This is a genomic window from Moraxella sp. CTOTU47915, assembly GCF_031986685.1.
Taxonomy (GTDB): Bacteria; Pseudomonadota; Gammaproteobacteria; order Pseudomonadales; family Moraxellaceae; genus Faucicola; species Faucicola tetraodonis.
In genome coordinates, this window is record NZ_DAMAAE010000016.1 from 1 (window position 1) to 25,445 (window position 25,445).

At 38.9% G+C, this 25,445-nt stretch carries 28 protein-coding genes and 1 pseudogene; 12 read left to right on the top strand and 17 right to left on the bottom strand.

Annotated elements, in window-relative coordinates; translation table 11 throughout:
* Positions 1-166: 166 nt before the first annotated feature.
* Positions 167-448: a type II toxin-antitoxin system RelE/ParE family toxin gene (locus RTL34_RS10365; RefSeq protein ID WP_312116725.1), complete on the top strand. Its 282-nt coding sequence runs from the start codon at positions 167-169 to the stop codon at positions 446-448.
* A 14-nt stretch (positions 449-462) separates the two neighbouring features.
* Complete coding sequence (locus RTL34_RS10370; protein WP_312116727.1) at positions 463-759, top strand: HigA family addiction module antitoxin; 297 nt, start codon at positions 463-465, stop codon at positions 757-759.
* A 328-nt stretch (positions 760-1,087) separates the two neighbouring features.
* Here the strand turns inward: RTL34_RS10370 and RTL34_RS10375 are convergent, their stop codons facing one another.
* From RTL34_RS10375 to RTL34_RS10425, 11 genes are all read right to left on the bottom strand, one after another.
* Positions 1,088-1,423 carry a hypothetical protein gene (locus tag RTL34_RS10375; protein WP_312116729.1) on the bottom strand — a complete coding sequence of 112 codons (336 nt, stop codon included), beginning with the start codon at positions 1,421-1,423 and terminating at the stop codon, positions 1,088-1,090.
* Positions 1,420-2,181 (bottom strand): ParA family protein, encoded by a 762-nt coding sequence (locus RTL34_RS10380; protein ID WP_312116731.1) that lies wholly within the window; start codon positions 2,179-2,181, stop codon positions 1,420-1,422. The genes RTL34_RS10375 and RTL34_RS10380 overlap by 4 nt, the downstream gene beginning before the upstream one ends.
* Before the next feature lie 78 nt (positions 2,182-2,259).
* Complete coding sequence (locus RTL34_RS10385) at positions 2,260-3,642, bottom strand: replication initiation protein (RefSeq protein WP_201666653.1); 1,383 nt, start codon at positions 3,640-3,642, stop codon at positions 2,260-2,262.
* 576 nt (positions 3,643-4,218) lie between these two features.
* On the bottom strand, positions 4,219-7,362 hold the full coding sequence (locus RTL34_RS10390) for a type I restriction endonuclease subunit R (protein WP_312116735.1): 3,144 nt from the start codon (positions 7,360-7,362) through the stop codon (positions 4,219-4,221).
* 264 nt (positions 7,363-7,626) lie between these two features.
* Complete coding sequence (locus RTL34_RS10395; RefSeq protein WP_312116737.1) at positions 7,627-8,127, bottom strand: restriction endonuclease subunit S; 501 nt, start codon at positions 8,125-8,127, stop codon at positions 7,627-7,629.
* A 34-nt stretch (positions 8,128-8,161) separates the two neighbouring features.
* A complete protein-coding gene (locus tag RTL34_RS10400; protein ID WP_312116739.1) occupies positions 8,162-8,803 on the bottom strand; it encodes a restriction endonuclease subunit S in 642 nt (213 codons plus the stop codon).
* Entirely contained in the window at positions 8,800-9,003 is a 204-nt protein-coding gene (locus RTL34_RS10405; RefSeq protein ID WP_062335110.1) for a DUF3791 domain-containing protein, read from the bottom strand. The genes RTL34_RS10400 and RTL34_RS10405 overlap by 4 nt, the downstream gene beginning before the upstream one ends.
* Positions 9,000-9,251, bottom strand: coding sequence for a hypothetical protein (locus RTL34_RS10410; RefSeq protein ID WP_101965076.1), 252 nt, complete (start codon positions 9,249-9,251; stop codon positions 9,000-9,002). The genes RTL34_RS10405 and RTL34_RS10410 overlap by 4 nt, the downstream gene beginning before the upstream one ends.
* Positions 9,248-9,727: a DUF3990 domain-containing protein gene (locus tag RTL34_RS10415; protein ID WP_312116745.1), complete on the bottom strand. Its 480-nt coding sequence runs from the start codon at positions 9,725-9,727 to the stop codon at positions 9,248-9,250. The genes RTL34_RS10410 and RTL34_RS10415 overlap by 4 nt, the downstream gene beginning before the upstream one ends.
* Positions 9,724-11,268, bottom strand: coding sequence for a type I restriction-modification system subunit M (locus RTL34_RS10420; RefSeq protein ID WP_312116747.1), 1,545 nt, complete (start codon positions 11,266-11,268; stop codon positions 9,724-9,726). The genes RTL34_RS10415 and RTL34_RS10420 overlap by 4 nt, the downstream gene beginning before the upstream one ends.
* Before the next feature lie 21 nt (positions 11,269-11,289).
* Complete coding sequence (locus RTL34_RS10425) at positions 11,290-11,517, bottom strand: helix-turn-helix domain-containing protein (RefSeq protein ID WP_062335103.1); 228 nt, start codon at positions 11,515-11,517, stop codon at positions 11,290-11,292.
* 173 nt (positions 11,518-11,690) lie between these two features.
* On the opposite strand from RTL34_RS10425, the gene RTL34_RS10430 reads away from it, so the two are divergent.
* Entirely contained in the window at positions 11,691-11,975 is a 285-nt protein-coding gene (locus RTL34_RS10430; RefSeq protein ID WP_312116751.1) for a hypothetical protein, read from the top strand.
* A 34-nt stretch (positions 11,976-12,009) separates the two neighbouring features.
* On the top strand, positions 12,010-12,390 hold the full coding sequence (locus RTL34_RS10435; RefSeq protein ID WP_312116753.1) for a hypothetical protein: 381 nt from the start codon (positions 12,010-12,012) through the stop codon (positions 12,388-12,390).
* Positions 12,391-12,962: 572 nt separating this feature from the next.
* On the opposite strand, the gene RTL34_RS10440 is transcribed toward RTL34_RS10435, so the two are convergent.
* Positions 12,963-13,367: a hypothetical protein gene (locus RTL34_RS10440; RefSeq protein WP_312116755.1), complete on the bottom strand. Its 405-nt coding sequence runs from the start codon at positions 13,365-13,367 to the stop codon at positions 12,963-12,965.
* 338 nt (positions 13,368-13,705) lie between these two features.
* Here RTL34_RS10440 and RTL34_RS10445 point away from each other — a divergent pair, with 338 nt between their 5' ends.
* The 4 genes from RTL34_RS10445 (at position 13,706) to RTL34_RS10460 (ending at position 16,775) form a co-directional block, all read left to right on the top strand.
* Positions 13,706-14,212: a plasmid mobilization protein gene (locus tag RTL34_RS10445; RefSeq protein WP_060994928.1), complete on the top strand. Its 507-nt coding sequence runs from the start codon at positions 13,706-13,708 to the stop codon at positions 14,210-14,212.
* Between the two features lie 797 nt (positions 14,213-15,009).
* Entirely contained in the window at positions 15,010-15,900 is an 891-nt protein-coding gene (locus RTL34_RS10450) for a hypothetical protein (protein ID WP_312116756.1), read from the top strand.
* A gap of 12 nt (positions 15,901-15,912) precedes the next feature.
* A complete protein-coding gene (locus RTL34_RS10455; protein WP_312116757.1) occupies positions 15,913-16,527 on the top strand; it encodes a GumC domain-containing protein in 615 nt (204 codons plus the stop codon).
* A 65-nt stretch (positions 16,528-16,592) separates the two neighbouring features.
* Complete coding sequence (locus RTL34_RS10460) at positions 16,593-16,775, top strand: hypothetical protein (RefSeq protein ID WP_312116758.1); 183 nt, start codon at positions 16,593-16,595, stop codon at positions 16,773-16,775.
* A gap of 35 nt (positions 16,776-16,810) precedes the next feature.
* Here the strand turns inward: RTL34_RS10460 and RTL34_RS10465 are convergent, their stop codons facing one another.
* Positions 16,811-16,990 carry a ribbon-helix-helix protein, CopG family gene (locus RTL34_RS10465; RefSeq protein ID WP_312116760.1) on the bottom strand — a complete coding sequence of 60 codons (180 nt, stop codon included), beginning with the start codon at positions 16,988-16,990 and terminating at the stop codon, positions 16,811-16,813.
* Positions 16,991-17,035: 45 nt separating this feature from the next.
* Between RTL34_RS10465 and RTL34_RS10470 the strand changes: the two are divergent.
* Positions 17,036-17,719, top strand: a pseudogene (locus tag RTL34_RS10470) (IS5 family transposase); the annotation flags it as partial.
* A gap of 254 nt (positions 17,720-17,973) precedes the next feature.
* On the opposite strand, the gene RTL34_RS10475 reads toward RTL34_RS10470, so the two are convergent.
* Positions 17,974-18,888, bottom strand: coding sequence for an ArsB/NhaD family transporter (locus RTL34_RS10475; RefSeq protein ID WP_312116762.1), 915 nt, complete (start codon positions 18,886-18,888; stop codon positions 17,974-17,976).
* A gap of 9 nt (positions 18,889-18,897) precedes the next feature.
* A complete protein-coding gene (locus RTL34_RS10480) occupies positions 18,898-19,557 on the bottom strand; it encodes an NADPH-dependent FMN reductase (RefSeq protein WP_312116764.1) in 660 nt (219 codons plus the stop codon).
* Positions 19,558-19,651: 94 nt separating this feature from the next.
* Here RTL34_RS10480 and RTL34_RS10485 point away from each other — a divergent pair, with 94 nt between their 5' ends.
* Positions 19,652-19,939, top strand: coding sequence for an ArsR/SmtB family transcription factor (locus tag RTL34_RS10485; RefSeq protein ID WP_312116766.1), 288 nt, complete (start codon positions 19,652-19,654; stop codon positions 19,937-19,939).
* Between the two features lie 135 nt (positions 19,940-20,074).
* Here RTL34_RS10485 and RTL34_RS10490 read toward each other — a convergent pair whose 3' ends face one another.
* Positions 20,075-21,454, bottom strand: coding sequence for a heavy metal sensor histidine kinase (locus RTL34_RS10490; protein ID WP_312116768.1), 1,380 nt, complete (start codon positions 21,452-21,454; stop codon positions 20,075-20,077).
* Positions 21,444-22,127 (bottom strand): heavy metal response regulator transcription factor, encoded by a 684-nt coding sequence (locus RTL34_RS10495; protein WP_312116769.1) that lies wholly within the window; start codon positions 22,125-22,127, stop codon positions 21,444-21,446. Before RTL34_RS10495 ends, RTL34_RS10490 begins: the two co-directional genes overlap by 11 nt.
* Positions 22,128-22,330: 203 nt before the next feature.
* Here RTL34_RS10495 and RTL34_RS10500 point away from each other — a divergent pair, with 203 nt between their 5' ends.
* Positions 22,331-24,007, top strand: a complete 1,677-nt coding sequence (locus tag RTL34_RS10500) for a multicopper oxidase family protein (RefSeq protein WP_312116771.1) — start codon at positions 22,331-22,333, stop codon at positions 24,005-24,007.
* Positions 24,008-24,025: 18 nt separating this feature from the next.
* Positions 24,026-25,445: HAD-IC family P-type ATPase (locus tag RTL34_RS10505; RefSeq protein ID WP_312116773.1), on the top strand; the 1,420-nt coding region annotated here is incomplete at its 3' end.

The window sequence follows — 25,445 nt, forward strand, 5'->3', positions numbered from 1 at the left end:
AATAAATAAGCGCCAAATTAGCGCTTATTTATAAAATCACGAAAAACAATAGGTTGTCGGGATTCAAGATTTCTTTGTTAAACACTCGACATCTGTAAAAATAACAAAACTTCTCTAGAGTTTATCGTTTATCGATATATAATATATAAAAATTTGGATTTTTTTTATGATTGTTAATTTTGCATGTGATAAAACTCAAACACTTTTTACAACAGGCAATACACGCCATTTCTCTTCAATTAAAAAAGTTGCTGAAAGAAAATTATTGCAATTAGATAATGCGATTACTTTAGAAGACTTGCGTTCTCCGCCAGGTAATCACCTTGAAGCCCTATTTGGCGACAGAGAAGGTCAGCATAGTATTCGAATCAATGATCAATGGCGGATCTGCTTTATATGGACACAAGAAGGTCCGACAGAAGTAGAAATTGTAGATTACCATCGATAGTTAGGAGAGATTATATGAAAAATGGTATGAGACCCATTCATCCAGGTGAAATTTTGCGAGAAGATTATCTTGCACCGCTAGAAATGAGCGCCAATGCTTTAGCGAAGGCAATCGGCGTCACCCCTGCCCGTATTAATGAAATCGTGCGCGAGGAACGTGGTATTACAGCTGATACGGCACTACGCCTTGCTAAATATTTTGGGGGTAATGCTAAGTTTTGGCTAAACTTACAAACCACTTACGAGCTACGACTAGCTGAGACCCAAGATACGCATTTTTTAGATGAGATTATGCCATTAGCTTTCAGCTAAATAGAAAACGCTATCTTAAAGTCGATACGATGTATTATATTAAAAATCCGAGACATGTCTCGGATTTTTAGGATTTTGAACGAATTCGTCACTGTAGCTCATATATTTGGATTTATTGATTGCCATCTTCATGTCCATTTAAATTTTGCAATGGACATTAGGCTAGTTTAATTGGGGGGTAAGGTAGCTGGGATGGATGATTTTTTAATAAAAATCACTAAGATTATCATAGTGTAGGTAATGTAAAATTTTTAGCTTAGGCTAATTTTCTTAAATTTACCCCTCTGATCTATCAAATATTACAGTATGAGTGTCTTTATCATGCACTTTATATATCAGATTTTTCAACGTAATCTTTTAAAATACTGTGGATTTTTTCATTAACGCTCAGTTCTTCCTTATCAGCTAGTGTTTTAATTGCTGAATGCAAAGATGGTTGCATTAATAGTTGCATACGTTTGCTTTTGACTTCAATAAACTCAGGATTGCGTTTCATTGGCACATCAAACTCATTTTTTTGCTGTTTGCTTAAGAGTATATCTTCTTGAGAAACATTCCTAGTTTCTAATTCCTGGTCTTCGACCTGCTCGTTCTCAAGTATTGGGCTACTGATAAATGACATAGCTGGATTTGCATGGCTAAAACTTTTTTTAGTAGACATCATTGAATCTCCTGCCAAATTTCCTGAAATAAATTATCATAATCTTGAGTCGCATTGCCTTTTGCGTCATAAGAAAAAATGTCTTTTCTTAGTGCTTGGGCTTCCTTAATAGCAATTGCTTCACGAATATTTTGTGTGTATGTTTTTGTATATATACTTTTAGCTGTATCTTCTATAACTTGCTGTAAATCACGACTTAAGATATTACGATTACTATAGCGAGTTAAAACAATCCCTAAAACCTGTAAATCCTTATTGGTATAACGTTTGATTGCATCAATCGTTTGTCCAAGTTGAGTTATTCCCTGGACACTAAAAATATCTGCCTGCGCAGGAATTAAGGCAAAATTACTAGCTGTGAGAGCATTAATAGTTAAAATATTTAAACTTGGTGGAGTATCGATCACTATGTAATCATATTCTTTTAATTCAGTTAATGCTTCTCTTAGACGATATTCCCTACCTGTCATTGTCAGCATAGATTCAACATTAGCCAACATAGGGCTAGAGGCAATAATTTGATAACGCGATGGTGTGATTTGAATCGCTTGTTTATCTAATTTTGCATTAATTAATAAGCCTAGTGCATTGTTTTCGCTATGGCTGGCATTCGTTGCGTAAGTTAAATTGCCTTGTTGGTCTAAATCGATAAATAATACCCTTTTACTTTGTTTATTCTGCAACCAAGCACCTAAAGCATGTGCGGTGGTAGTTTTTCCAACACCACCTTTTTGATTAATTACCGTAATAATTTTTTGCATACTGATAAACCTATACTTATTTATATATACATATAATTGTATATGTATATTTTTTTAGATTCAATATTTTTTTGAGTTTTATTCAATTGCCATTATCCTTTTAAAATAACTACGAAATCTGATATCTGTATGAGCCGATCTTTTGTCATTCTCTTTGTCAAAAATCTTCAAAAATACAGGTACTTCCGTAGCAATTAAGTTTCTCACCCTATCTAAAACTTCTATTTGAAAAACTAGATCGAGACTTTCAAATAACTGCACAAATTGCTTGCTTTCTTGTTCTTTTCTCAATACTTCTTGTTGTTTTTCCAATTTTGATAATCGGTCCGCTTCGAGTTTCTTCTTAACTTCTTCTGCCTGTTTTTGATATTCCTGCTGTTGAGCATCAACTTCTAATAACCCCCAACGCTCATTAATGGCTTTTTTATAAATATTGCGTTTGTGCGTTTCTTCATCTATCCGATTTTTGGCAATATATCTATCTGCCGTTGCTTTAACAGTTTGGCGTTCAGTTTCAGATAGGCTTTCAAATAAATTAACATTACTGGCTTTGGCAAAAAATTCTGTGGATTGAACAGGGTTTTCAGTCACCATTTGTTCTTCAATGACGATATTGAAATGGGTAATAGCTCGCCCCAGTTTTTCTTGTTCTAATATCAATTTAAATTCACCCTGCTCGTTCACTTGATTAATAGCGGGTTGCAATACTCTTCGCTTAAATTCTGCCACATTGGGATATTTGGCAAATACGCCGAATAAAATCTTCCATTCATCCACTTGCTTTCGACAGTTTCCCACTTTTCGCCATTTGCATACAAGTTCGTAAAGCCGTTTGGCAGGGGTAGTGTTAAGTTCTATCGTATTGGCGTAATCATATTGCGTATAGTCTAGAGCGTCAGGATTGGTCGCATTTTTGATTAGGTGGAGAATATCATCACTAAACTTTAAATAGATGAAGGAGCCTGTATCACTATAACCTATTTTTTGCACCAAACGAATGTGTAATTTCATTTTACTGAACTTACCATGCTTAGGTTTTGATGCCAAAATCGAATCAGAAAAAAAGCTAATCTCCGTTAGATTAGGCGGAATCTCAGGCACAACTTCACCATTAGAAAAATCATAATAGGCATCACAAATAATCTTGGTTTCTTCAAGTTCTAGCACAGCTCTTTTCAGAACTTTATACGCATCATCCAATGATACTTTGTGAATATTGGCGTATTCCTGGGCAGAAATAACTACTTCACCATTCCATAAATCAGACGACATATTGGTTTGACGAGCTTTAGTCATTGCAATCGTCATAATATTATTGGGTACAGGGGACAAGTCGTAACTTGATTCAACTAAGGTATTATGTTTAACAATTGAAAAATCAGCAGTTTCTAGCTTTTTATCAAAAAATTTTTCCATGCTTATATTCTCTACAAAGGTTTTTTCCAATTTAGAAGAAATCATACGTTTTTCTGATTATGGAATCAATACATAAATGTATTTAGTACATAAATTAAGAAGAGTTGTACATATATTAAATATATTTAAAATCAAATATTTAAGCTATATATGTATTGAGTACATAGAACTAGAAGAGTTGTACACTTATGCGATAAATCATAAGAAGAGTTGTACATCTATACAAGAAGAGTTGTACATCTATACAAGAAGAGTTGTACATATAAACTAGAAGAGTTGTACATGTATTGGCTCGAAAAGCCTTGCTACATAAGGCGTTGAGAGCTCCTACAATATATATAATATTACAATTATTACAATAAAGACTTTTTTTGAAAAAAAATTTAAGAATAAATGTTTATTAAATAAGATTTGTAATGTCGTTAATTTCATGGCGTAATCACTAAACTTTTAGTTACCAATAAAGTAATCTATTGAATAGCATTTACTAATTGATTCTAAAGCATATAGGCTTATAAATCGAAAAAAGGTATATAGGGTAGTATGTATCTATAAAAATAGCTCTAAAGCATTCCTATGAGCATTTAGAGCTATATATTGTAGCTAGAGTGAATCCATCAGTTAAAGACTACCACCAACACCTTTAAATTTTTCCACAAAGTTGGCTATTTTTTGGAAAACAGTTTGCTTCTTAGTAAGGTATTCAGGGTTTAACGGACTCATTTTGGGTAAGATATCATTGAGCTCAGTACCATTCTCACTGGCATATTCACGTTTGAGTGACGTTAAGATGTAGCGTTTTGCTGAGTCTGCGTTAAGATTTTCATCATCAATGAGAGCTTGGGCCTCTTTTTGTTGTTCGGCTTGGGCGAATTTAAAAAATTCGTCGATGATGTTAGCTTTATCTTTGATAGTATCTAAATTGGTCTGATTGATGAAATCCACGACTAGGCTTTCTTTAGCACGGTTGCCAATACTGGCTCGAATAACACGGCGGATTTCTTCAACCAATTCGGCTTTGCTTTTAACTTTTTTGTTGTGTTCAAAGATTAACTCAAGAATATAGTCCAGATTGATTTCCTGAGATTTGAGCAAATCGACTTCAAAGACTACGTCATCCCAATCAATAGTGGCTTTATTCTGGTTATCAGCGTCTTTTTGCCGACGAATCCAATCTCGAATGTCGTTGTAACTGGAGCGATAATCTTGAATAAGCCTTGCTGATGGTATTTCGATAGATTGCATGGTCTGAATATCATCATCAGTAAGATAGTAAGTTTGTTTAAACGTTTCAACGGCTTCGGCATCGTTTATATCTAGCGTTTGAAGGGCTTGCAGTCCCGCAAATTCGTCATAGTTTTGCAGGATATTATCGGCTCGTAGGTATTCACCGAATAGCTTGGCAAAGTCTCTTTTGTCTTTCTCGGTGACGATATTATCAGGGTCTGGGAAACGCTGTTGAAGCTCAGCGACTACGTCAAGGTAGCCACGGCACGCTTCTCCTGTGCTTACGTCGGTATAGCCCTGCATATATTCGTCATAGCTCTTTTCAAGGACAACGTTTTTGGTATTTTTATCGCCAAACAGGGTAATAGCGTCGATGGTCGCCTGCTCTAGGTCACGGAAGGTCACGATATTACCAAAGGTTTTGGTGGCATCATAAATGCGATTGGTACGAGAATAGGCTTGTATTAGCCCATGATAGCGTAAGTTTTTATCGACAAACAGCGTGTTTAGGGTCGGAGCATCAAAGCCTGTCAGAAACATCCCAACCACGATTAACAAATCAATTTTTTCTGCTTCTGGTAATGGTCTATTGTCGCTATCCTTGCCCTTGACTCGTTTGGATAGGTCTTTATAGTAATTTTCAAAGGATTTGCTTTCGGTGCTATAGTTGGTTTTAAACTGGGCGTTATAGTCGCTGATGGCTAAATCGAGAAATTCTTTGGCAGTAGCATCCAACGCACTGGGTTCAAACGTTTCATCAATAATATCCCCCACTGCCGTTTGTTCTTCGTTCGCTGTGTAAGAAAAGATAGTGGCAACCTTTAAAGGACGTTCTAAGCCCCCTTTTACGCCATTATGGAGCTGTTTAAAGGCTTCATAATACAATTTGGCACTATCGACACTACTGACGGCAAACATGGCGTTAAAGCCCTTATTTGACGCATTTAGGCGATGGGTCTTTTGCTTGAAGTTGTTTAGAATATATTGGGCAATTTGTTTGATGCGTTCTGGGTGTTGCAACGCCTGTTTATTTTCGGCAGCGGTGAGTTTTTCAAGATCTTTTTCTTTTTCGATGGCTTTAAACTGTGGACGTACATCGTTGTAATCGACTTTGAATTTTAACACTTTCTCATCCCGAATCGCATCGGTAATCACATATGAATGTAGTTCACGTCCAAAGACACTTGCCGTGGTTTCTGAGCCTAACGCATTTTCTGGAAAAATCGGTGTTCCTGTAAAGCCAAACTGATAAAACTTTTTGAATTTACGCTTCAGGTTTTTTTGGGCTTCGCCAAACTGCGAACGATGACATTCATCAAAGATAAAAACCACCTGTTTATCATAAATCGGCAATTTATCTTCGGTCTTCATTAGGTTGTTAAGTTTTTGGATGGTGGTAACCACGATTTTATTATCATCGCTTGCCAAGTTTTCTTTTAGTTTGGCAGTGCTGGCTGAGCTGTTCACGCTATCGGGGCTAAAGCGTCGGTATTCTTTCATGGTTTGATAGTCCAAATCTTTTCTATCGACCACAAAAAATACTTTATCAATAAATGGCAATGCAGTAGCAAGGCGTGCCGCTTTAAAACTGGTTAAGGTTTTGCCTGAGCCTGTGGTATGCCAGATATAGCCCCCACTTTCGACCTTGCTCCAATTTTTGGCTTGAAACGAGCTGTTAATTTTCCATAAAATCCGCTCGGTGGCGGCGATTTGGTAGGGTCGCATTATCAGTAACGTATTACTGACATCAAACACGCTGTAATGCAAAAGCACATTGAGCAAGGTTTTTTTCTCAAAGAATGTGGCGGTAAAGTCTTTTAAATCTTTGATTAAGGTATTGTCCGACCTTGCCCAGTTCATGGTAAAGTCAAAGCTGTTTTTGTCCCGTTTGGTGGTGTTGGCAAAATAGCGGGTGTCTGTACCGTTTGAGATGACAAAAATTTGCAGGTATTTATACAGTGATTCGTCTTTGTTAAAGCTTTCTTTGCTGTAGCGATGCACTTGGTTAAAGGCTTCACGAATCGCTACGCCCCGTTTTTTGAGTTCGATTTGTACCAATGGTAAGCCATTGACCAAGATGGTTACGTCATAGCGGTTGCGGTGTTTGCCTGTTTGGCTAAATTGTCCAATGACTTGTAGTGAATTGCGGGTGATATGGTCTTTGTCGAGTAGGTAGATGTTTTGCAGGCGACCGTCATCAAAGGTAAAATCATGCACAAAGTCATCATGGATTTTGCGGGTTTTGTCAATAATGGTATCGCTTGGGCGGTCTAGGTAGTCGGTCAAAAAGCGTTGCCATTCGCTATCGCTAAAGGTGAGATTGTTGAGTTTTTGCAGTTGCTCACGGGCGTTGGTTAATAGCTTGGTGTGATTGGTGATGTCTTTGCGGTATTCATAGCCTTGGTTGGTCAGGTCGTCAATGAGTTCTTTTTCTAGGTCGGCTTCGGTCTGGTAACTTCCTGTCTGCTCGATTTTGGTGTATTTGTCGAGAACGATAAAGTGATTGGTCTCAGCGATGGGTTTGTAATTCGTACTCATAGTGGTATCTTTATAGATGGCTAATTATATGTGTATGTATTAATGTGTATATATTATTAATATACAGTTAAATGTATAAATCTATAAATATGCTAAACGTTTATAAGGTTAACTGTATGTTAAGTTATGGCTATCTATATATTGATGAGTATCAATGTATAAATTTATCTAACTACTAATAAATATATAAATTTAACTGTATATGTTTATATGTATACTATGAGATATAAATATTTGTGTGTATGTATTTATATGTATGCTATTTTAATTTTTAGGAAAATCAATTAGTTGCTCTCGGTAGTATTCGTATTGCTGCTCACGTAGGGTGATTTCTTTGGGTAAGCCTTCAGTGATAGAGTGGGTTAGGGCTTCAAATTTGTCTAAAATATTTGAAATTCGCTTTTGCTCGTTAAGTGATGGTAAAGGGATGGAGATTTTATTTAATGTAGTTTGGGTTAAACTAGGTCTAGTGCTGTCCGTTGATAATGTGGTTAAATCAAAATTTTTCATAAAATGAAATAAGAATTTTGGGAAAATTTGACTTTCATCAATTTCAGTATAAAAAATGGTATCGACATTCCAAAAAGGTTTTTCAGTGTAAAAAATATTTGTTATCGTGCCTTTTCTTGGAATTAGAACACTCACTTTGTCATAACTAGCTTTATCAACATAGTTCATAATACCGCCCGAACCATAAACAGGAATATCACCTTGACCTAGATTTTTCCAATCCTTTCCATTCTTAATTTTTACAACTTCACCCAAATTTTTCCAAATTATTTGATGATTTTGCTTGACATTATTCGTTAGTCGTTCGCATAATGCTGTCTGTTGCTGTCTGTTGCTGTCTGTTGCTGTCTGTTTCTATACTTACGTCTGAAAACGACAGTAATTTATCACGGTAATATTGATATTGCTTTTCTCGCAATATTTTTTCTTTTGCTAACTCTTGCGTAAGCTCGGCTGTAACGGCTGTAAATGTGTCCAAAATTCGTACAATCTCGGCTTGAACGTCTAGCGGTGGAATAGGTATTGCGATATTTTCAACACTATTTCTACCAAGCCTTGGAACACTTGCCTTTCTAACTTGAGAAACAATTTTTGATTTCTGGGTTAATAGAAAATAGTATATAAATTTATCATTTAACTTTTCTCTTGGTACTTTAAAGAAGTAACAATCATCTGCTGCCCAAAATTCACTTTTACTATGACCAATTTCTCCAGCTGCTCCAGCTGCAATTATAAAAGTAGTATTTGGCAAAGTGTTTTTATCATCAAAATATCCTAAAGGAGTTAAACTATTTTGATAAACAGGATAAGTTCCCGTTTCTCCGAGTTGGCTACGAACTAATCTTTTACCACGATTTAAAATGCCTAAATCTCCAATGGTTTCCCACTCAACTTTTTGCCCTTTTAACAACTTATCCAAAATCGCACTCACGCCCCTGCCTCCGCCATCATTCTATCAATATCCGCAAAGGCATTTTCCAATCGCTCAATATGGTATAACTCATACATATCCACGATAAACTGCGTAATCCCTAGCGATTCCCACATTGCCAACACCTTTTGAGCCGAAACCTGTCGATACTCAGCATAACGCTCTAACAAATAAATAAAAAATGCGTATTCTTTACTCATACCTCATCCGCCCGTAAATACAGTGAATTGCGTGGATTGCCTGTCACTTGCTCACTTTCCCACATATCAAAAATAATCAAGGGACTTACCTTGTATAACTCAAGCTCTGGGTCTTGTAACATGGCATAGGTTTCCGAGCTGATAAACGCCTTAATCGCTTGCAATTCATCAAAACCGTATTTTTCAACGATATTTTGCACCACATGACGGTCAAAAAAATCTAATGTTCGGGCTGATACAGCGTTCATACGATTTTGCTCCCTTGATAAGTCAAATAGCCTAAGCTAATCTCACTACAAAACGCATATTGGTCAGTCAAATTCTGGGGTAATAAACGCCGAACCGCTTCTTCTTGGGTATATCTGCCATCCATATAATCATCAATGACAGGTAAAGTGGCATCATTAGCAACAGGACCAATCACGATATCAAAATCAAAAAGTTTTAACGCTTTGCGATTATTAACGACAAATTCGAGCCAATCGGCATTGGCATTGTCAAAGTGCATCAAATTTAAAGCAATCGCACGCTCTTCATCAAAGGAATAAATATTGATAATAGCTTGTCCCTGTTGGCGTCTTTTAAAAACCAGTTTTGCCCAACGCTGTGCTTGAGCATAGCTACTGGTCAAATAAAATCCACAACCAAAATCTAAGGCTCGTAAATTGGGTAAAATCTTTGGCATATCGACAGCGACATTGCTACCGTGATAGAGTGTAATCATGCCTCAATCTCCGCCACAATTGCATCAATCTCTTTGCGTAACCTATCAATATTGGCAACCGTCTGGGCAAGTTCGGCATTTAATGTTTGAATATCAATCACTTCACGGGTGTCTTCCGCTTCCACATAGCTACTCACTGCCAAATTATAGTCATTTTCGGCAATCTGACGGTTTTCAACCGACTTGGCAAAATAGGGAATATCTGTTTTGCTGGCGAAAACATCGATAATCTGGGCAATGTGTTCATCGGTTAGCGTGTTGGTATTGGTTTCTTTTTTAAACAACTTACTGGCATCAATGAACTGAGTTTTATTATCGGCTTTATGTTTTGATAAAACTAGAATATTTACCGCAATCGACGTACCAAAAAACAAGTTGGGGGCAAGTGAAATCACCGTTTCGACAAAGTTGTTATCGACCAAGTATTGTCGGATTTTTTGTTCCGCACCGCCACGGTAGAAGATGCCTGGGAAAGAGACAATCGCCGCCCGTCCTTTACTCGATAAATATGCCAAGGCGTGCAGAATAAAGGCAAAATCTGCCTTTGACTTAGGAGCCAGTACGCCCGCAGGGGCAAAACGCTCGTCATTAATTAGCGTTGGGTCATCGCTACCCACCCATTTGACAGAGTAGGGGGGATTCGACACAATGGCATCAAACGGCTTATCATCGCCAAAATGGGGCTCAAGCAAGGTATCGCCCAGCATCATATTGAACTTATCGTAATTGATATTATGCAAAAACATATTCATACGAGCCAGATTATAGGTCGTGTGATTGATTTCTTGCCCAAAAAATCCCTCTTCGATGATATGCTCATCAAATTGCTTTTTGGCTTGCAATAACAGCGACCCTGAACCCGCCGCAGGGTCATAAATCTTATTAACACTTGTCTGACCATGTAATGCCAGTTGAGCAATCAATTTAGAAACGTGTTGTGGGGTAAAAAATTCACCGCCTGATTTGCCTGCGTTGGCAGCATAGTTAGAAATCAAAAATTCGTACGCATCACCAAACAAATCAATATGGTTGTCTTCAAAATTACCAAAATCTAAATCTTCCACACCTTTTAGCACGGCCGCAAGGCGTTTATTTTTGTCTGCGACTGTATTACCTAAACGGCTACTGGTGGTGTCAAAATCGCCAAATAACCCTTTAATATCAGGTTCGGAAGGGTAGCCTAGGGCAGACGCTTCAATATCTGAGAAAATATTGGCTAAATCCGTATTTAAACTGTCATTGGTGTTAGCATTTTTCGCCACATTGCTAAATAGCTGACTGGGATAAATAAAATAGCCTTTGGTCTTAATCGCATCATCTTTGATACTGGCTAAAATAGGACTGTCATCGGGGAAGGTGGCGTAATTGATGCTATCGTCACCCCCTTCGATATAACTCGCAAAATTCTCACTGATAAAGCGATAGAATAATGCCCCTAACACATACTGCTTAAAATCCCAACCATCGATGGAACCGCGCACATCATTAGCAATTTGCCAAATACGACGTTGCAGCTCTGCACGTTGCTGAATAGCGGTCATAATATATCCTAAAAATAAACATTAACTTGATGGCTGACTTTCAGCGACAGGCTTCTCGAAAATAAACACATCTTTGGGCTCGCAATCCAAATAAATGCACAACTTATCTAACGTCTCAAAATCAATCCGAGAGGATTCATTATTAAAAAGCCGATAAAGCGTTGTCCGATTTACACCCGAATCACGTTCTGCATCTGCAACACGGAGCCCACGTTGGGCAAAAAGCACAGGTAAATTCAACTTAATCATAGAAAAACCAGATAAATGACAAAAAATGCTTGACTTAGTTTTCTTTATGTTTTAATTTATTTCCTGTAGAGAAAACAAAATTAAATATAAAGAAGATTATATTTTCTTTTGATTTGCTATTATCGCATAGGAATGAATAATTTACCAAAAAATATCCCGAAAGGAGCACAAAAATGCACCCGAGCCCCGTCATCCAACACCTCTATGACCAACTTGACCAAAGAAAAAGCCGCCAACAACAAATTAGTCTGCTAGTCAGCAAACTTATCAAAGAACAACATATTCAACTGGGCGATGGACTGTACATACATCTTGGCCAAACCAAACGCTGCAGCAATACCCAAGCCATTCAACAATGGATTCAGACCATTTATGACACCATTGACACGGGTGATTATCAAGAAACTTACCGAAAACTTGAGCACGAATTCTTAGCTTTAATGCCAGAACTACTATAACCCATCTTAACGATACTAAAGAAAGGAAGTACGCATGAATCTACACTACATCCAACAAAACAGCCTAAACCCGTTTGAATTTCAAATCTGCCAAGCTTATTATGAAAACCCTAACAAGCACACCACACCCTTGGCACACTTACAGCAACTGTGCAGCCAGTATCACATCACCTTGGATCAACTTGCTGCCATTACCCAAAAGGTTAAAGCCTATCACCCGCATACTTACTGTATGGCTTGCAATATCGCTCAGCGAATCACCGAACCTGACTATCGCAATAGCCAACATCTGCAACAACTTGACTATATCTGCGATGACTGCCAATCATTTATCCATGCGCCTAAACAATGCCAACATTTCGCCACTATTCATATGCTAACTAGCAAAGCAATCATTGATGATTTGCCATATTAAATAGGCAACTGAATTTATTTTTATTGAGCAAAAAGCCTTAAAAAAATTAGTAGGGTGGCATAATAAACTAAGCCATCCTAATACCATTGAAGATAGATTGTTCTAAACTAAATAACATAACCTTATTTAGGTTCAGGTATCCAACAACTAGCAGTACCTTTGCATCGACGGGTTATCCTTGAATAATTAATCATCAATCAAAACGATAAATCGATAAAATTAATCAGCTAAACATAAAAAAATTAATCTATAAAAACATCAATAAAAAAGAAAACAGTAACCTTCTAAAATCAAAAAAAACTAACAAAATGCCAAAAAAATACCACCGAAAAAAATCAACCTATAAATTTTTTTCAATAAAAATTCACTCAAAAATTTTAACTAATTCGAGAAAACCTAACAAAAAATATCAAAAAAATCGCTAAAAAAACTTTAATGCTGAAAAAATTCAAAATCAAAAAGTAAAAAAACAAAAGAAAATTATCAATAAAAAATATAGATTAATAAAAAAATTTATCGCTCTCTAACTAAAAAATACTATCAATCTTATAATTGAACACTAAATAATTAAACTAATTATCAACCAAATTGGTGGTTGAATTATTACCATAATTGATACCATTTTCTTCAACTATTTGATGATCTAACGGTGGTGTTTGATGTAAAGTAGATTGAATCTTGGTAGCATTTTTATCATCAACAGCCAACTGCTTACTATCAGTATCATCTTGCTTCGCCAATTTTTTTAAAATATTGATACGATTTTTTAAACGCTTTTTTTCCTCTTTAGTAGCATATTGATCTAAAAACTTCAAATAAGCTTCTGCTTTTTTAGGTTCGCTAATACTATCCACATAGCGCTTAGAAATCGTACCTAATGCTTCAGCTTCCTCTTTATTCATTAACTCTAATGCTTGAGAAATAGCCAACATCTCTTGGGCTAATTGCTCAGGGGTTTTCTTTAAATACTTGCTCATTATTACCTCACTTACTTAGCCAATTACTCAAAAATCTTAACATGCTTTGTCTGTAGCAGCAAGTTTAACCTTTACTGAAGCTATTGGCAGTGATAGAATCTAACAAAGTGACAAACAAGGCGCTAATGCTGACATAGCCAGCACATGCAGAGACACCAAATTTACTAACGTAAATTAGTTGACTCTGCGTTCTGGCAAAGGGGGCTTGCCCCCTTTTGAAACCCCAAGCCCCCAGTTATCGCCTCACAAAGTTGCGTTCAAAATGGGTGCTTATTGGGGAGACCCCAAACCCCCTTAAACCAAAATCAAGCCTTATAAAAAATGAATAGACACTAAACATGGCACAACAATCAGCCGAAAAAAAGCAAAGCGATGACGACGTACTAATAAAAAAATCATCGAAAAAATTACGAGATAAACGTCTTAACATTCGCTTTAGTGACGAAGAATTTGCTGTGCTTGAAGCAAAAGCTCAAGGTATGAATTTAGCACGCTATGCGCGTGCCATATTAACAAAAGGTACTATACCTAGACGTGAACGCGATTTTCCTACGGTTGACCCAAAACTATTACGACAATTGCATGCCATGGGTAAAAATTTAAATCAATTGGTGCGCTATACGCATCAACAAGCAAACGCAAATCATCCGATTGATACGTTAAATTTAGCACTAGCGATTGATAATATGGCTGAGCAATTGGCTGAATTAAAAGCGCACTATCAAGTTGAAAAAAATTATTTTAATGGGGTGGAAGATGAGGACACTGTCAGTGAAGACAGTGATCCTTTATTAGAAAGTTCAACGCTAGAAAATAGCACGTTTAATAACGATTTAACTGGTTAATGGTATGCTAACCAAATTTTTTAAACGAGGCGGCACGGATGATGACAGACGTACCTTAGGTGGGTCAGCTGTTAAACATTATTTACTGGGAAGTGACGATCAACCGCGTGAAAAAGCGCGTTTGCTATTGGGCGATCCGGATGAGGTCACTGAGATTATTAATGGCTTGCCGTTTGCCAAAGTTTATAGCAGTGGCTGTTTAAGCTTTCATGAAAAAGATCTGTTAACTGACGCCCAAAAATTTGAGATTATCGAAGATTTCGAAGCCATGATGTTTGTTGGCTTACAACCCCATCAGTATACGTCGTACTGGGTGGAGCATACCGATAAAGGTCGGGTCGAGCTTAACTTTGTCTTTCCCAATGTTGAGCTGATCTCGGGTAATCATTTACAGGTGTATTACCATTATCGGGATTTAGCGTTGGTCAATAGTTGGAAAGATTTGACCAATGATAGGTACGGCTTTGTTAATCCCGCGGATTTAAATAACCGTCGAGATGTGACCCCCAGTATGGCCCCAAACATTGTTAAAGATTGGGCAACGTCAGATAAGCAGTCAATCATCGATAAGTTAAAACGCTTTACTGAGGTAGAAGATATCAAAAATGCGCTTACTGATTTGGTGTTAACCCAATCTGAGCTGCGACGACAGCAGGGTAAGCCACTCAAAGGTCAAGATGACATTGCCGATATGCTGACAAAATACGGTTTTGAAATCTCTCGTCAAGGTAAAGACAGTATCAGTATTAAAAACCCTGATCCCACGAAAAAAAATATTAAACTAAAAGGTGTGATTTATGAGCGAGACGCCACCGAATCCGTTATTCGATATGTTGCAGAACGCAAAGGCGCAGACCCAGCAGCAAATCAAATCTCAGCAGATGACCGAGCAAAACAGCTTAGACAAGCAGCAGCAACTTTTTCAAGCGAGCTTGAAAAACGTCGAGAACGACATTATCAGCGGTATGACGAAAATTTGCGCGCTGCTCGAGCGTTATCAAGACAGCAGTCAAAACTTAAGCGACAGCCATCTAAAGCAGCATCAAAGCTGGCTCAATCAGACCTGTCAGACCTTGGAGAGCGCCAAACAGACCTTGCTTGGGGTGTCGACGCAAATCGATCAGCTCAAGCAGCAGACCAGCAACGATTATCAGCGTACCCAAACCCACTTGACGAAGCAGAGCAGTCAATTACGCCAAGCCATAACCCACGAGACACAAACCACCCTACAGCATCACCAACGCCAACAGCAAACCCTGCGTCAGCAGATGGACGAGCGTCACCAAGCGGATATCGAGATGATCGAGTACAGCCAACAGCAAAGCAGGGTGCTGATTGGGCAACTAGCACGCAACAAACTGAGCCTAGGGATCGTCATGGGCAGCCTATTGGGGGGACTGCTACTGCTGATGGGGATATTAGCACTGATCAATCACAGCCAGTACCAGGATTGGCAGGAAACCAAGGTCTTAGTCGACCAAAGTCAAAAAGAACTAAGCTTACTCAATCAACAAATCAATCGTACCCCGATTCAATACCAAGCCCAAGCCCTTACCGATATCCAGCCGGGTTATGGCGGTGGTATCAATATTACCCCCAAATATCCCAACAGCGCCGTATGCCAAAAAAATGGCTTTGGCTATCCGACGCTTTATATCAACCAAAACCCGTATTACCGTCCCAACTAGAGACAAATAACCATGCAACCCATTACCACACAGCAGCTCATTACCAAGCGCTTAAACGAGCTGTCGAGCGATTTGCACAGCCAAGTGAGCCAGATGCTCAACCAACTCCAAGCGCAGCAATCCCAGACAATCGACGAGATGGTACAAAAACATCTGGAATTGATGTTGCCCAACTTGTATCAGCAGCTATTAACTCACCTAACCGAGCAAGTAAACCAAAAGACCGAGACGCACAACCAGCAGATCACCCAATACTTGGACGAATTAAGCAAGCTACAGACTGCCGAAATAGCAACACTGAAAAAAGGACGAGAAGAATTTCAGCGCTTGCAGGACAAGATAGCAGCCACCTTGACCAGTTTGGACAGCGTATCACTGCTCGACGACAGCGCAGTAAAAAACTCGCTAACCAGCTTACACAATTCGATAACCAGCTTACAGACACAGATGGAGGGCTTAGCAACCTCACAACAGGCTATGACAAGCAAACAAACCGATTTATCCAACTTAATCGGCGAATTAGAAAGGTTAAAAGAGGCTATGGCTTCCACGCTCATGGACTTCAAAAATCAGCAAATCAGTTTAAGACAATCATTGGCGCAGTTTCAGCCGTTGTTAAAGCCGTGATTGCGTTGTTCAAAAAATTATTTAATGGGTTAAAGCAGCAGGTGGTTGGGTATGCCAAGGAGGGGTTGTTACATCATGCTAATTCTGATGGGTCAATGGGACGACAGGCGACAACAAAGGAGGCGGAATCATTCGTCGATAGCCATCCGTATGATTTGTCGGGGTATGCCCAATTAACGATGACCGCTAAAAAGTTGGAAAAAGATAAAGAGTTAAGACATGAGCCGTTTAGAGGGTTTGGGCGGTAGGGGTGGATAACGGTAATTGGATGATTAGATGTAGATTAGCGAAACAAATCCCGCTGCTTATTATCTGCCAAATACCTTTTAATCAACTCACGAATCACAAAAGACTGGGAGTAGTCTTTTTCAGCACACGCCCGTTTAAATTCATTGACCAAGTTCTCATCAAGACGCACGGTTAGGGCAACAGATTTTTTATCAGCGGTCTTCTTATCCGTCATGACTTAAACCCTGTAAGTAACTTACTGAAGACTGTAGGTTGTCATGAAGTCGCCACACATCCCCACCTTGTCATGTTTAAAATCCTGTTACTACAAAAACTGTACAACCTATCCGACCCAGCCATGGAAAAACAGCTAGCACGGGACTTACTATTTCGTCGCTTTGTCGGACTATCACTGACCGACAAAGTACCCGACCACAGCACTATCTGGCGATACCACAAACACCTGGGCGAGCTTGGGATTACCGAATCCTTATTTGACCAAATCAATGACCAACTTGCCCAGCAAAACATCATCATTAAAGCAGGCAGTGTTAGCATCATCGATGCCAGTATCGTTGAGGCCAAAAACAAACGACCCAAAAAAGGCAAACACACTAACAATACCCAAGATAATGAAGCTGCCTACGTCAGTAAAAAAGACAGCACAGGCAGACTAAAAACCATCTACGGTTATAAAATTCATCTCAACTGTGATGAAGACAGCTTTGTCAAAAAGGTTGAAACCACCGCTGCCAATGTTCATGACTCACAATGTTTTACCACGCTTTTAACAGGTGATGAATCCGCCGTGTATGCTGACAGTACGTATAAAAGCCAAGCCCATGATGACTACCTTGCCGAGCATGAACCACCGATAGAAAATCATATTCATGATAGAGCATGGCGTAATACTCCCTTAACCGAACAACAAAAGCTCACCAATACTCAAAAGAGTCAAACTAGGGGTCATCTGAGAATTCGGACTATATTGTACGCTAAGGAATTTTGTCGAGTTTTAATCCATGTTTCATCCAAGAAATGAGCAAAATTCTTAATAATTGATAAAAATAACATTCTATCAAACCCTTTTAATCACGAATTTACGCAGTTTGATTATATTGGCTTTGGTAGATATCAGAAAGTCGATAAACAGGCAGAAGATTAAGAAAATAAATAATTCTATGTAAAACAAGTGTTTTCCATAGGCTAGCCCTATTATCACGCAAATCTATAATGGTATAATACTCGACAAAATTCCTTAGCGTACATTATGGTCCGAATTCTCAGATGACCCCAAGGGGCGTTTTTTATTACAGGTAGTAATGGTAATTTTCTACCTAACAAAGCAACGATTATCAAGACTACCGCCCCCAGTCCTGCAATCGCACTAATCGGAATGCCCATCGGCTCTAATACAAAAAACCCGACGAGCAATGCCGCTAACACGACCCAACCTGTTATAAAAGTCGCTTTATCAGTAATGGCTGATTGCGGATTATCCACCGAACTTAGCTCATACACCTGCGGAATATCTTTGCGATAAAAACCATATAAGACAACAAGCGATGCCAGCACCGATACCAAATTCACAGGAGCCATCACCAAAGCGTAATGGTCAAATGTTACGTCAAAGAAATCAGCAGAGACAATATTGACCAAGTTAGACACCACCAGTGGCAAACTTGCGGTATCCGCAATAAAGCCCGCCGCTATAATAAACGCTAAGGTGGTGGCAGGGCTAAAGCGTAACACCGTCAAAATCGCAATCACAATCGGGGTCAAAATCAACGCCGCCCCATCATTGGCAAAGAATGCTGACACCAACGCACCCAATAGTACGATAAAGACAAATAGCTTTGTGCTACTACCTCCCGCAAGTTGAGCAACGTGCAAGGCAATCCATTTAAAAAATCCTGCTTCATCCAGCAAAAGACTGATGATAATAATCGCAATAAAGGCAAACGTCGCATTCCACACGATGTCCCATACCACAGGAATATCAGCGGTGGTAATCACACCCACGAGCAAAGCCAGTAACGCACCGATACTCGCCGTCCAGCCGATGCCCAAGCCTTTAGGTTGCCAAATCACAAAAACGAGTGTCAAAAGAAAAATACTGGCAGCTAACAACATCTCTTGTCCTTATGGGGCATTACGCTCTTTTGGCGATATTAAAAAAGGCGGTGTCATCTCAAACGGGTTACTTACTTGGCGTTGGGCTTTCGTCGCCTCTGCCCACCAATGTAGTTGCAAAAAGGTACGCCCAAAATAGCCCTGCCATTGATTGGCATCTACGCCTTCCATAAACTCGCCTTGCTCATCAAACACCTCTTGAGCTTTAGGAATATGAATCATGGCGGAGACCGATAAACAGCCCAATTCTGCTAAAAAGGTACGCATATTAACCGCTGCTCGCATCCCACCCCATTGCCCTGCTGAATAAGTAACGATGGCACTGGGTTTAAAAGAAAATAACGAACTGCCAAAATGATTTAGCAAATTCATCAACGCAGGACTCATCGCATGATTATATTCAGGGCTAACCATTACATAGCCATCCGCTTGGGCAATCTTTATCGCTAGTTGCTCTAAATAATCGGGTGCTTTGCCTTTGGCATAGGCAAAATGTGGTTTAAAAACCTGTTCTAAGGGATAATCGAGTGGGTCGATGACTTCAATGTGACTATTTGGAAACGCTACTTGAAGATAATGCTGACAAGCCAATGCCACCCGTTGTCCTAATCTTGCAGGCTTAGGGGGTGCACTGTCACGCACCGAGCCTAAAAAAATAAGAAAATGCATAGACCTCTCCCTAATTGTTCAATCCAACGACATTGACAAAGCCTAACAACGTGATATTATTTATATTAATTTAAATATTCGGATATGTAAATATATGAATGGTAGATTTTCTACAAGTGATTTTTTTAAAGCGTTAAGCGACCCTACTCGCTTAAACATTGTCCAACTATTAAGCAAGCAAGGGGCGATGTGCGTTTGCGATATTACGACTCAACTAGGTCAGCCACAACCTACTGTTTCACGCCACTTAAGCCAATTAAAAACACAAGGATTATTATCAAGTAAACGTCGGGGGACATGGATTTGGTATGAGATTGATAAGGATTTGGCAGACTGGTGTCAGAAGGTTATTGAATTAATCCCTGATACCGTCAGTGATTAATTTTTTAAGTAGGGTTAGCACAGAATTTGGAGCATATGGCACCCTAGAGAATATTCTTTTTCTTGGACATTTTTTAAATATGGAATAGAGACATTAACATGACCTTCTGTGTGTCTTTGCTTACACCATTTATGTTTATGGGTTCGTAAAAATAATCGTAAAAGTAATTTTACCATTCACTGATTCGGCATTGATGCTTGCACCCAACATATCCAAAATAGATTTTGTGATAGCCAGTCCTAGACCACTTCCCTCTTCTTTTCTTTGCCTTGAACCATCTATACGATAAAAACGATCAAATAATCGTGCTAACTGCTCTTTTGGGATTTCGGCAGCTTCATTTTCTATTTTAAACATAGTCGTATTAGCATTTTGCTGTATTTTAACTTGTATAACCGAATTATGTTTCCCATATTTAACGGCATTGGACAACAGATTGCTTAAAGCACGACGTAATAAATCAGACTGACCCCACACATTACCTGAGCCTTCTTGGACTAGGGTCATATTTTTTTCGGCAGCGACTGCATCATAAAACTCAAATAAGGCTTCTACTTCTTTGGATAATTCTATCATCTGTAGATTTTGTAAGTTAAGTCCATGTTCAGCTTTTGCTAAAAATAACATGTCAGATACCATTCTAGCTAACCGCTCAAACTCTTCAAGATTTGAAAAGAGTATTTCTTGATAGGTTTCAATATCACGATTTCGAGCTAGACAAACCTGTGTTTGAGTCAGCAGATTATTAATCGGGGTTCTAAACTCATGGGCTAAGTCAGATGAGAAATCAGAGAGTTTTTCCAAGGCTATTTCAAGCCTATCAAGCATATCATTAAAGGCAATGGCTAACGGTTGTAGCTCCGTGGGTATATTCTTTACAACTAAACGTTGTGAAAGATTTTGGGCTGAAATACCTTTTGCTACCTCTGTCATGCTTTGCACAGGCTTTAGACCTTGTCTTACTGCAAACCAGCCTAATAACATCAGACATAGACTGCCCGCTAACCCAATTAAAAATAATTGATATTTAAAATGATTTAAAAAATGTTGATGTATGTTGTTATCGACACCCACGATAATACTAACAGGCTCTTGATTGGTCGAGTTATTAATGTATGTTGAACTTACTAGACCGTGGTATTGCTTATTATCATTGACCCATTTAATCCAATCACCCTTGGTCACTTGAGCCGACTGTTGCATTTTGACTGGGTGGTATGATGAGCTAAACAATATATCCCCTTGCTTACGCTCGATTTGTAAAAAAATATCTTTATGCCCTACCATGGCATCGGTTAAATAAGCGTTTAAATATTCCAAGTCCAGATTATCTTTTTGTAGTAAATGTTCAATTCTTTGGATTTCTCCCTCGAGTAAGGTACGATCCTGATAGTCAAAATGATTCATCACTAACTTATTGACGAATAAACCCATGATTATCAGTATAAAAATAGTAGATAAGGAAAAAATAATACTAATTTTAACACTGATTGATTTAAATAGATTATGCTTCACGCTCAACCTCTAAGACATATCCCATGCCTCGTACGTTATGAATCAGTTTGACCTCGAAATTACTATCAATCTTAGTTCTCAAACGTTTAATTGCTACCTCAACAACGTTGGTATCACTATCAAAGTTCATATCCCAAATCTGAGAGGCAATTAGGGTTTTAGGGAGGATTTCACCTTGTCGCCGCATAAATAATTCCATTAAAGCAAATTCTTTAGCAGTTAAATCAATGCGATGACCTGCTCGGGTGACACGACGTTTAATCAAGTCCAACTCTAAATCAGCAATTTTAATGACATTGGTATCTTCTCTAGGCTGTCCTCGTCGTAAAATAGTTTTAATACGTGCAAGCAACTCTGCAAAAGCAAAAGGTTTGACTAGATAATCATCACCCCCTAGCTCTAGACCTTTTACTCTATCTTCAATTTGATCTCTGGCTGTTAGAAATAGTACAGGCATAGTTTTGCCACCTTTACGAATTTCGCTGATGACACTCCAACCATCTAGACCAGGTAACATAACATCTAAGATAATCAAATCATAGTCTGAGCTAAGAGCCTGATGCTTGCCTGATAAGCCATCTGCAACCCAATCAGTGACATAGCCTGCTTCAGTTAAGCCTTGTTTTAAATAATCGCCCGTTTTATGTTCATCTTCTACTAATAAAATTCTCATAAGTATCACCTAACACGAATTTTTCATGAATATCATACCGTTAAAATACTATTTTTTGTGAAAATGACAAAAATGTCATTTTTGTGTCAGTTAAATGTTGTGTGTAATAGCGTATATTAGTTTAAATAAAATAGTAGTTTATAGAATCGTTTATTATTAAACCTTTTGAGAGAACGCAAAAAACAATTGATGGAGTCACTCACATGAAAAGACGGCAACTATTACAATATGGTTTAGGACTTGCAGCAACATCAGTAATTGTTGGTTGTTCAAAAAGCCTTGAAAAGGCAGGTATGAATCATGAATCTCATAATATGAATGATATGAGTGGTATGAACCATGATATGAGTGATATGAATAAAGAAATGGGTACTATGGCAAGTGAGCAACTCATGTCGCCTAGTAAATTAGTCAAAGGTGCACCACTTGCCACACTGCCTCTCCTAGCTAATATCAGCAAACAGTCAAATACCTTTAAAGCCAGTATAACGGCAGGGGTTACTAAAAAAGTGGTGGCTGATAACAAGGAAACGGAATTTTGGCTATATAACGACACCCTAGGCGGGCAACAAATTGTAGTAACTGAAGGTGATACGGTAGAGATAAATTTTCGTAATGAATTACCCCAACCTACCACAATTCATTGGCATGGATTAGATGTGCCTGTGCAATCGGATGGCAATCCACAAGACCCGATTATGCCTGGTCAAAGTAAAACTTATACTTTTACGCTACCAGAAGGCAGTGCAGGCACTTATTGGTATCACCCACACCCACATGAACACGTTTCTGAACAGGTGTATAAGGGTTTAGCAGGCACACTGATTGTTCGTGCCAAAAATGACCCATTAGCGAGTTTAAAAGAGCAACATTGGTTAATCTCTGACCTTCGCTTGGCTGCTGATGGTCACATCCCTGCCAATAATATGAATGATTGGATGAATGGTAGAGAAGGCGAAATTGTACTTATTAATGGACAATATCAACCAAAAATCACCTTGCAAGGCGATGAAAGAATTCGCATTTGGAATGCTACCAGTGCTCGTTATCTGCGGTTAAATATACCAGGGGTAAAATGGATTGTGATTGGCACTGAAGGCGGTTTACTGGAAAGCCCTAGACCTGCGGTCGATGAGTTATTTTTAGCTCCAGCAGAACGAGTCGAGGTCATTGTACAAGGTGTGATTAAAAATGCCACTCCTTTACAAAGCTTGTATTACAACCGTCAAAAAATGATGGTACAAGAAAACCCCACCACTTTAACTTTAGCCACTGTCGGAACCCAAGGAAAAGTAGCTAGATTACCAAGTAAATTAAGAACAATCCCTGCGTGGGGTGATGTCAAAGCTCGTAAAAAAATCGTTTTTAATGAAACTATGAATGCGATGAATCATGGCACTGCTTCAGCCGTCGCTTCTACGCCCATGATGTCGCATAATATGTCAAATATGTCGATGGAAAATGGCATGCACTCCATGATGTCTAGCAACTCATCTACACAAGGGCAAGCTAGCTCTGACTTGCCACCTAGCATGATGACAGGAATGTTTACCATTGATAATAAAGTATTTGATATGAAACGCATTGACTTGACCAGTCGGGTTGGCGAAGTTGAAGAATGGGAAATACAGAATGCTTCGCACATGGATCATCCATTTCATTTACACGGCACACAGTTTGAGGTTATTCGTAAACAATGGCAAGGTAAAACCGAAACAGCCAGCTTTAGAGCCTTAAAAGATGTGGTCAATCTTCGCCCTAACGAGACCGTATGGATTCGTACCAAACAAAACCATGCAGGTTTAAGAATGTACCACTGTCATATTTTAGAGCATGAAAACCTCGGTATGATGGGTAGTTTAAAGGTTATTGGTGTCTAGAGCTAAAGGAATAATTGAATGCAAAACGCTAACGAAAATAATAGTTACACCTGCCCCATGCATCCTGAAATTCGGCAATCTACGCCAGGTAACTGCCCTATCTGTGGCATGACTTTACAATTAGCATCTACCATTAAACCTGCAGATGCTGATTCACATGTACATCATCAACATTCGCATTCAAACGAATCGTCGCCCCATGCAGCACATACCCACCAGTCTCCTACACAGCCTTTCACACCAGTAGGGGTCAGTGACAAATCCAACAGCAACGCAGGTGCTATTTACACCTGCCCCATGCATCCTGAAATTCGGCAATCTACGCCAGGTAACTGCCCTATCTGTGGCATGACTTTAGAACCCATTATCCCTGTGGTAGATCAACAAGAAGAAAAAGAGCTAACTGATTTTAAACGCAAATTTTGGTGGACACTGCCGTTTAGCTTAGTGGTTTTTGTCTTAGCTATGTTTGGTCATCGTTTCATGTGGTTTGAAGGACAAACCCAAAGCTGGATTGAGTTAATCTTGTCATTGCCAGTAGTGCTTTGGGCAGGTGGTGTATTCTTTAAAAGAGCTTGGCAATCGATTATTAATAAAAGTCCGAATATGTGGACGCTCATTGGCATTGGCACAGGGGCGGCTTTTATTTACAGTGTAATTGCCACAATAATGCCGCAAATTTTTCCTGCTTCTTTTACCAGTATGGGAAGAGTATCTGTGTATTTCGAGGCGGCAGATATTATTGTATCGCTAACTTTACTAGGTCAAATTTTAGAGCTTAAAGCACGTTCGCAAACGTCATCAGCTATTAAATCGCTAATGAATCTTGCACCCAAACAAGCTCGACGAATTTTAGATAATGGTCAAGAAGAAGATATTGATATCAACCAAGTGCAGGTTGGCGATAAACTGCGAGTTCGACCAGGTGAAAAAATCCCCGTTGATGGGCTAGTCATTGAAGGTAACAGCAGTGTAGATGAATCAATGCTGACAGGTGAACCCGTCCCTGTTAATAAAAAAGTGGGAGATGCCTTAATTGGGGCAACCTTAAATACCAATGGCTCATTGGTGATGGTTTCTCAACGCATTGGAGCTGATACCATGCTCTCTCAAATTGTGGAATTGGTCGCAAATGCTCAGCACTCCAAAGCCCCTATGCAACGCATGGCAGATGTCATTGCAGGTAAATTCGTTATTGCCGTCGTTGGTATAGCCTTACTGACATTGTTTGGCTGGGGATTGTTTGGTGGTGAACAAGGCTGGATTTATGGTCTTATTAATGCGGTGGCGGTGATGATTATTGCTTGTCCATGTGCATTAGGTCTCGCAACGCCAATGTCTATCATGGTCGCAACAGGTGAGGCAGCTACGAAAGGTATTTTATTTAAGAACCTGTTCACGATTAAAAAATATGCTAGGATAAGCTACATAATCAATT

Coding starts and splice junctions, on each gene's coding strand:
- RTL34_RS10405 (WP_062335110.1), bottom strand. CDS start 9,003: ATGAGTAAAGAATACGCATTTTTTATTTATTTGTTAGAGCGTTATGCT.
- RTL34_RS10435 (WP_312116753.1), top strand. CDS start 12,010: ATGAATCTACACTACATCCAACAAAACAGCCTAAACCCGTTTGAATTT.
- RTL34_RS10370 (WP_312116727.1), top strand. CDS start 463: ATGAAAAATGGTATGAGACCCATTCATCCAGGTGAAATTTTGCGAGAA.
- RTL34_RS10445 (WP_060994928.1), top strand. CDS start 13,706: ATGGCACAACAATCAGCCGAAAAAAAGCAAAGCGATGACGACGTACTA.
- RTL34_RS10495 (WP_312116769.1), bottom strand. CDS start 22,127: ATGAGAATTTTATTAGTAGAAGATGAACATAAAACGGGCGATTATTTA.
- RTL34_RS10425 (WP_062335103.1), bottom strand. CDS start 11,517: ATGATTAAGTTGAATTTACCTGTGCTTTTTGCCCAACGTGGGCTCCGT.
- RTL34_RS10430 (WP_312116751.1), top strand. CDS start 11,691: ATGCACCCGAGCCCCGTCATCCAACACCTCTATGACCAACTTGACCAA.
- RTL34_RS10500 (WP_312116771.1), top strand. CDS start 22,331: ATGAAAAGACGGCAACTATTACAATATGGTTTAGGACTTGCAGCAACA.
- RTL34_RS10465 (WP_312116760.1), bottom strand. CDS start 16,990: ATGACGGATAAGAAGACCGCTGATAAAAAATCTGTTGCCCTAACCGTG.
- RTL34_RS10450 (WP_312116756.1), top strand. CDS start 15,010: ATGAGCGAGACGCCACCGAATCCGTTATTCGATATGTTGCAGAACGCA.
- RTL34_RS10380 (WP_312116731.1), bottom strand. CDS start 2,181: ATGCAAAAAATTATTACGGTAATTAATCAAAAAGGTGGTGTTGGAAAA.
- RTL34_RS10485 (WP_312116766.1), top strand. CDS start 19,652: ATGAATGGTAGATTTTCTACAAGTGATTTTTTTAAAGCGTTAAGCGAC.
- RTL34_RS10480 (WP_312116764.1), bottom strand. CDS start 19,557: ATGCATTTTCTTATTTTTTTAGGCTCGGTGCGTGACAGTGCACCCCCT.
- RTL34_RS10455 (WP_312116757.1), top strand. CDS start 15,913: ATGCAACCCATTACCACACAGCAGCTCATTACCAAGCGCTTAAACGAG.
- RTL34_RS10415 (WP_312116745.1), bottom strand. CDS start 9,727: ATGATTACACTCTATCACGGTAGCAATGTCGCTGTCGATATGCCAAAG.
- RTL34_RS10410 (WP_101965076.1), bottom strand. CDS start 9,251: ATGAACGCTGTATCAGCCCGAACATTAGATTTTTTTGACCGTCATGTG.
- RTL34_RS10475 (WP_312116762.1), bottom strand. CDS start 18,888: ATGTTGTTAGCTGCCAGTATTTTTCTTTTGACACTCGTTTTTGTGATT.
- RTL34_RS10375 (WP_312116729.1), bottom strand. CDS start 1,423: ATGATGTCTACTAAAAAAAGTTTTAGCCATGCAAATCCAGCTATGTCA.
- RTL34_RS10365 (WP_312116725.1), top strand. CDS start 167: ATGATTGTTAATTTTGCATGTGATAAAACTCAAACACTTTTTACAACA.
- RTL34_RS10385 (WP_201666653.1), bottom strand. CDS start 3,642: ATGATTTCTTCTAAATTGGAAAAAACCTTTGTAGAGAATATAAGCATG.
- RTL34_RS10420 (WP_312116747.1), bottom strand. CDS start 11,268: ATGACCGCTATTCAGCAACGTGCAGAGCTGCAACGTCGTATTTGGCAA.
- RTL34_RS10390 (WP_312116735.1), bottom strand. CDS start 7,362: ATGAGTACGAATTACAAACCCATCGCTGAGACCAATCACTTTATCGTT.
- RTL34_RS10440 (WP_312116755.1), bottom strand. CDS start 13,367: ATGAGCAAGTATTTAAAGAAAACCCCTGAGCAATTAGCCCAAGAGATG.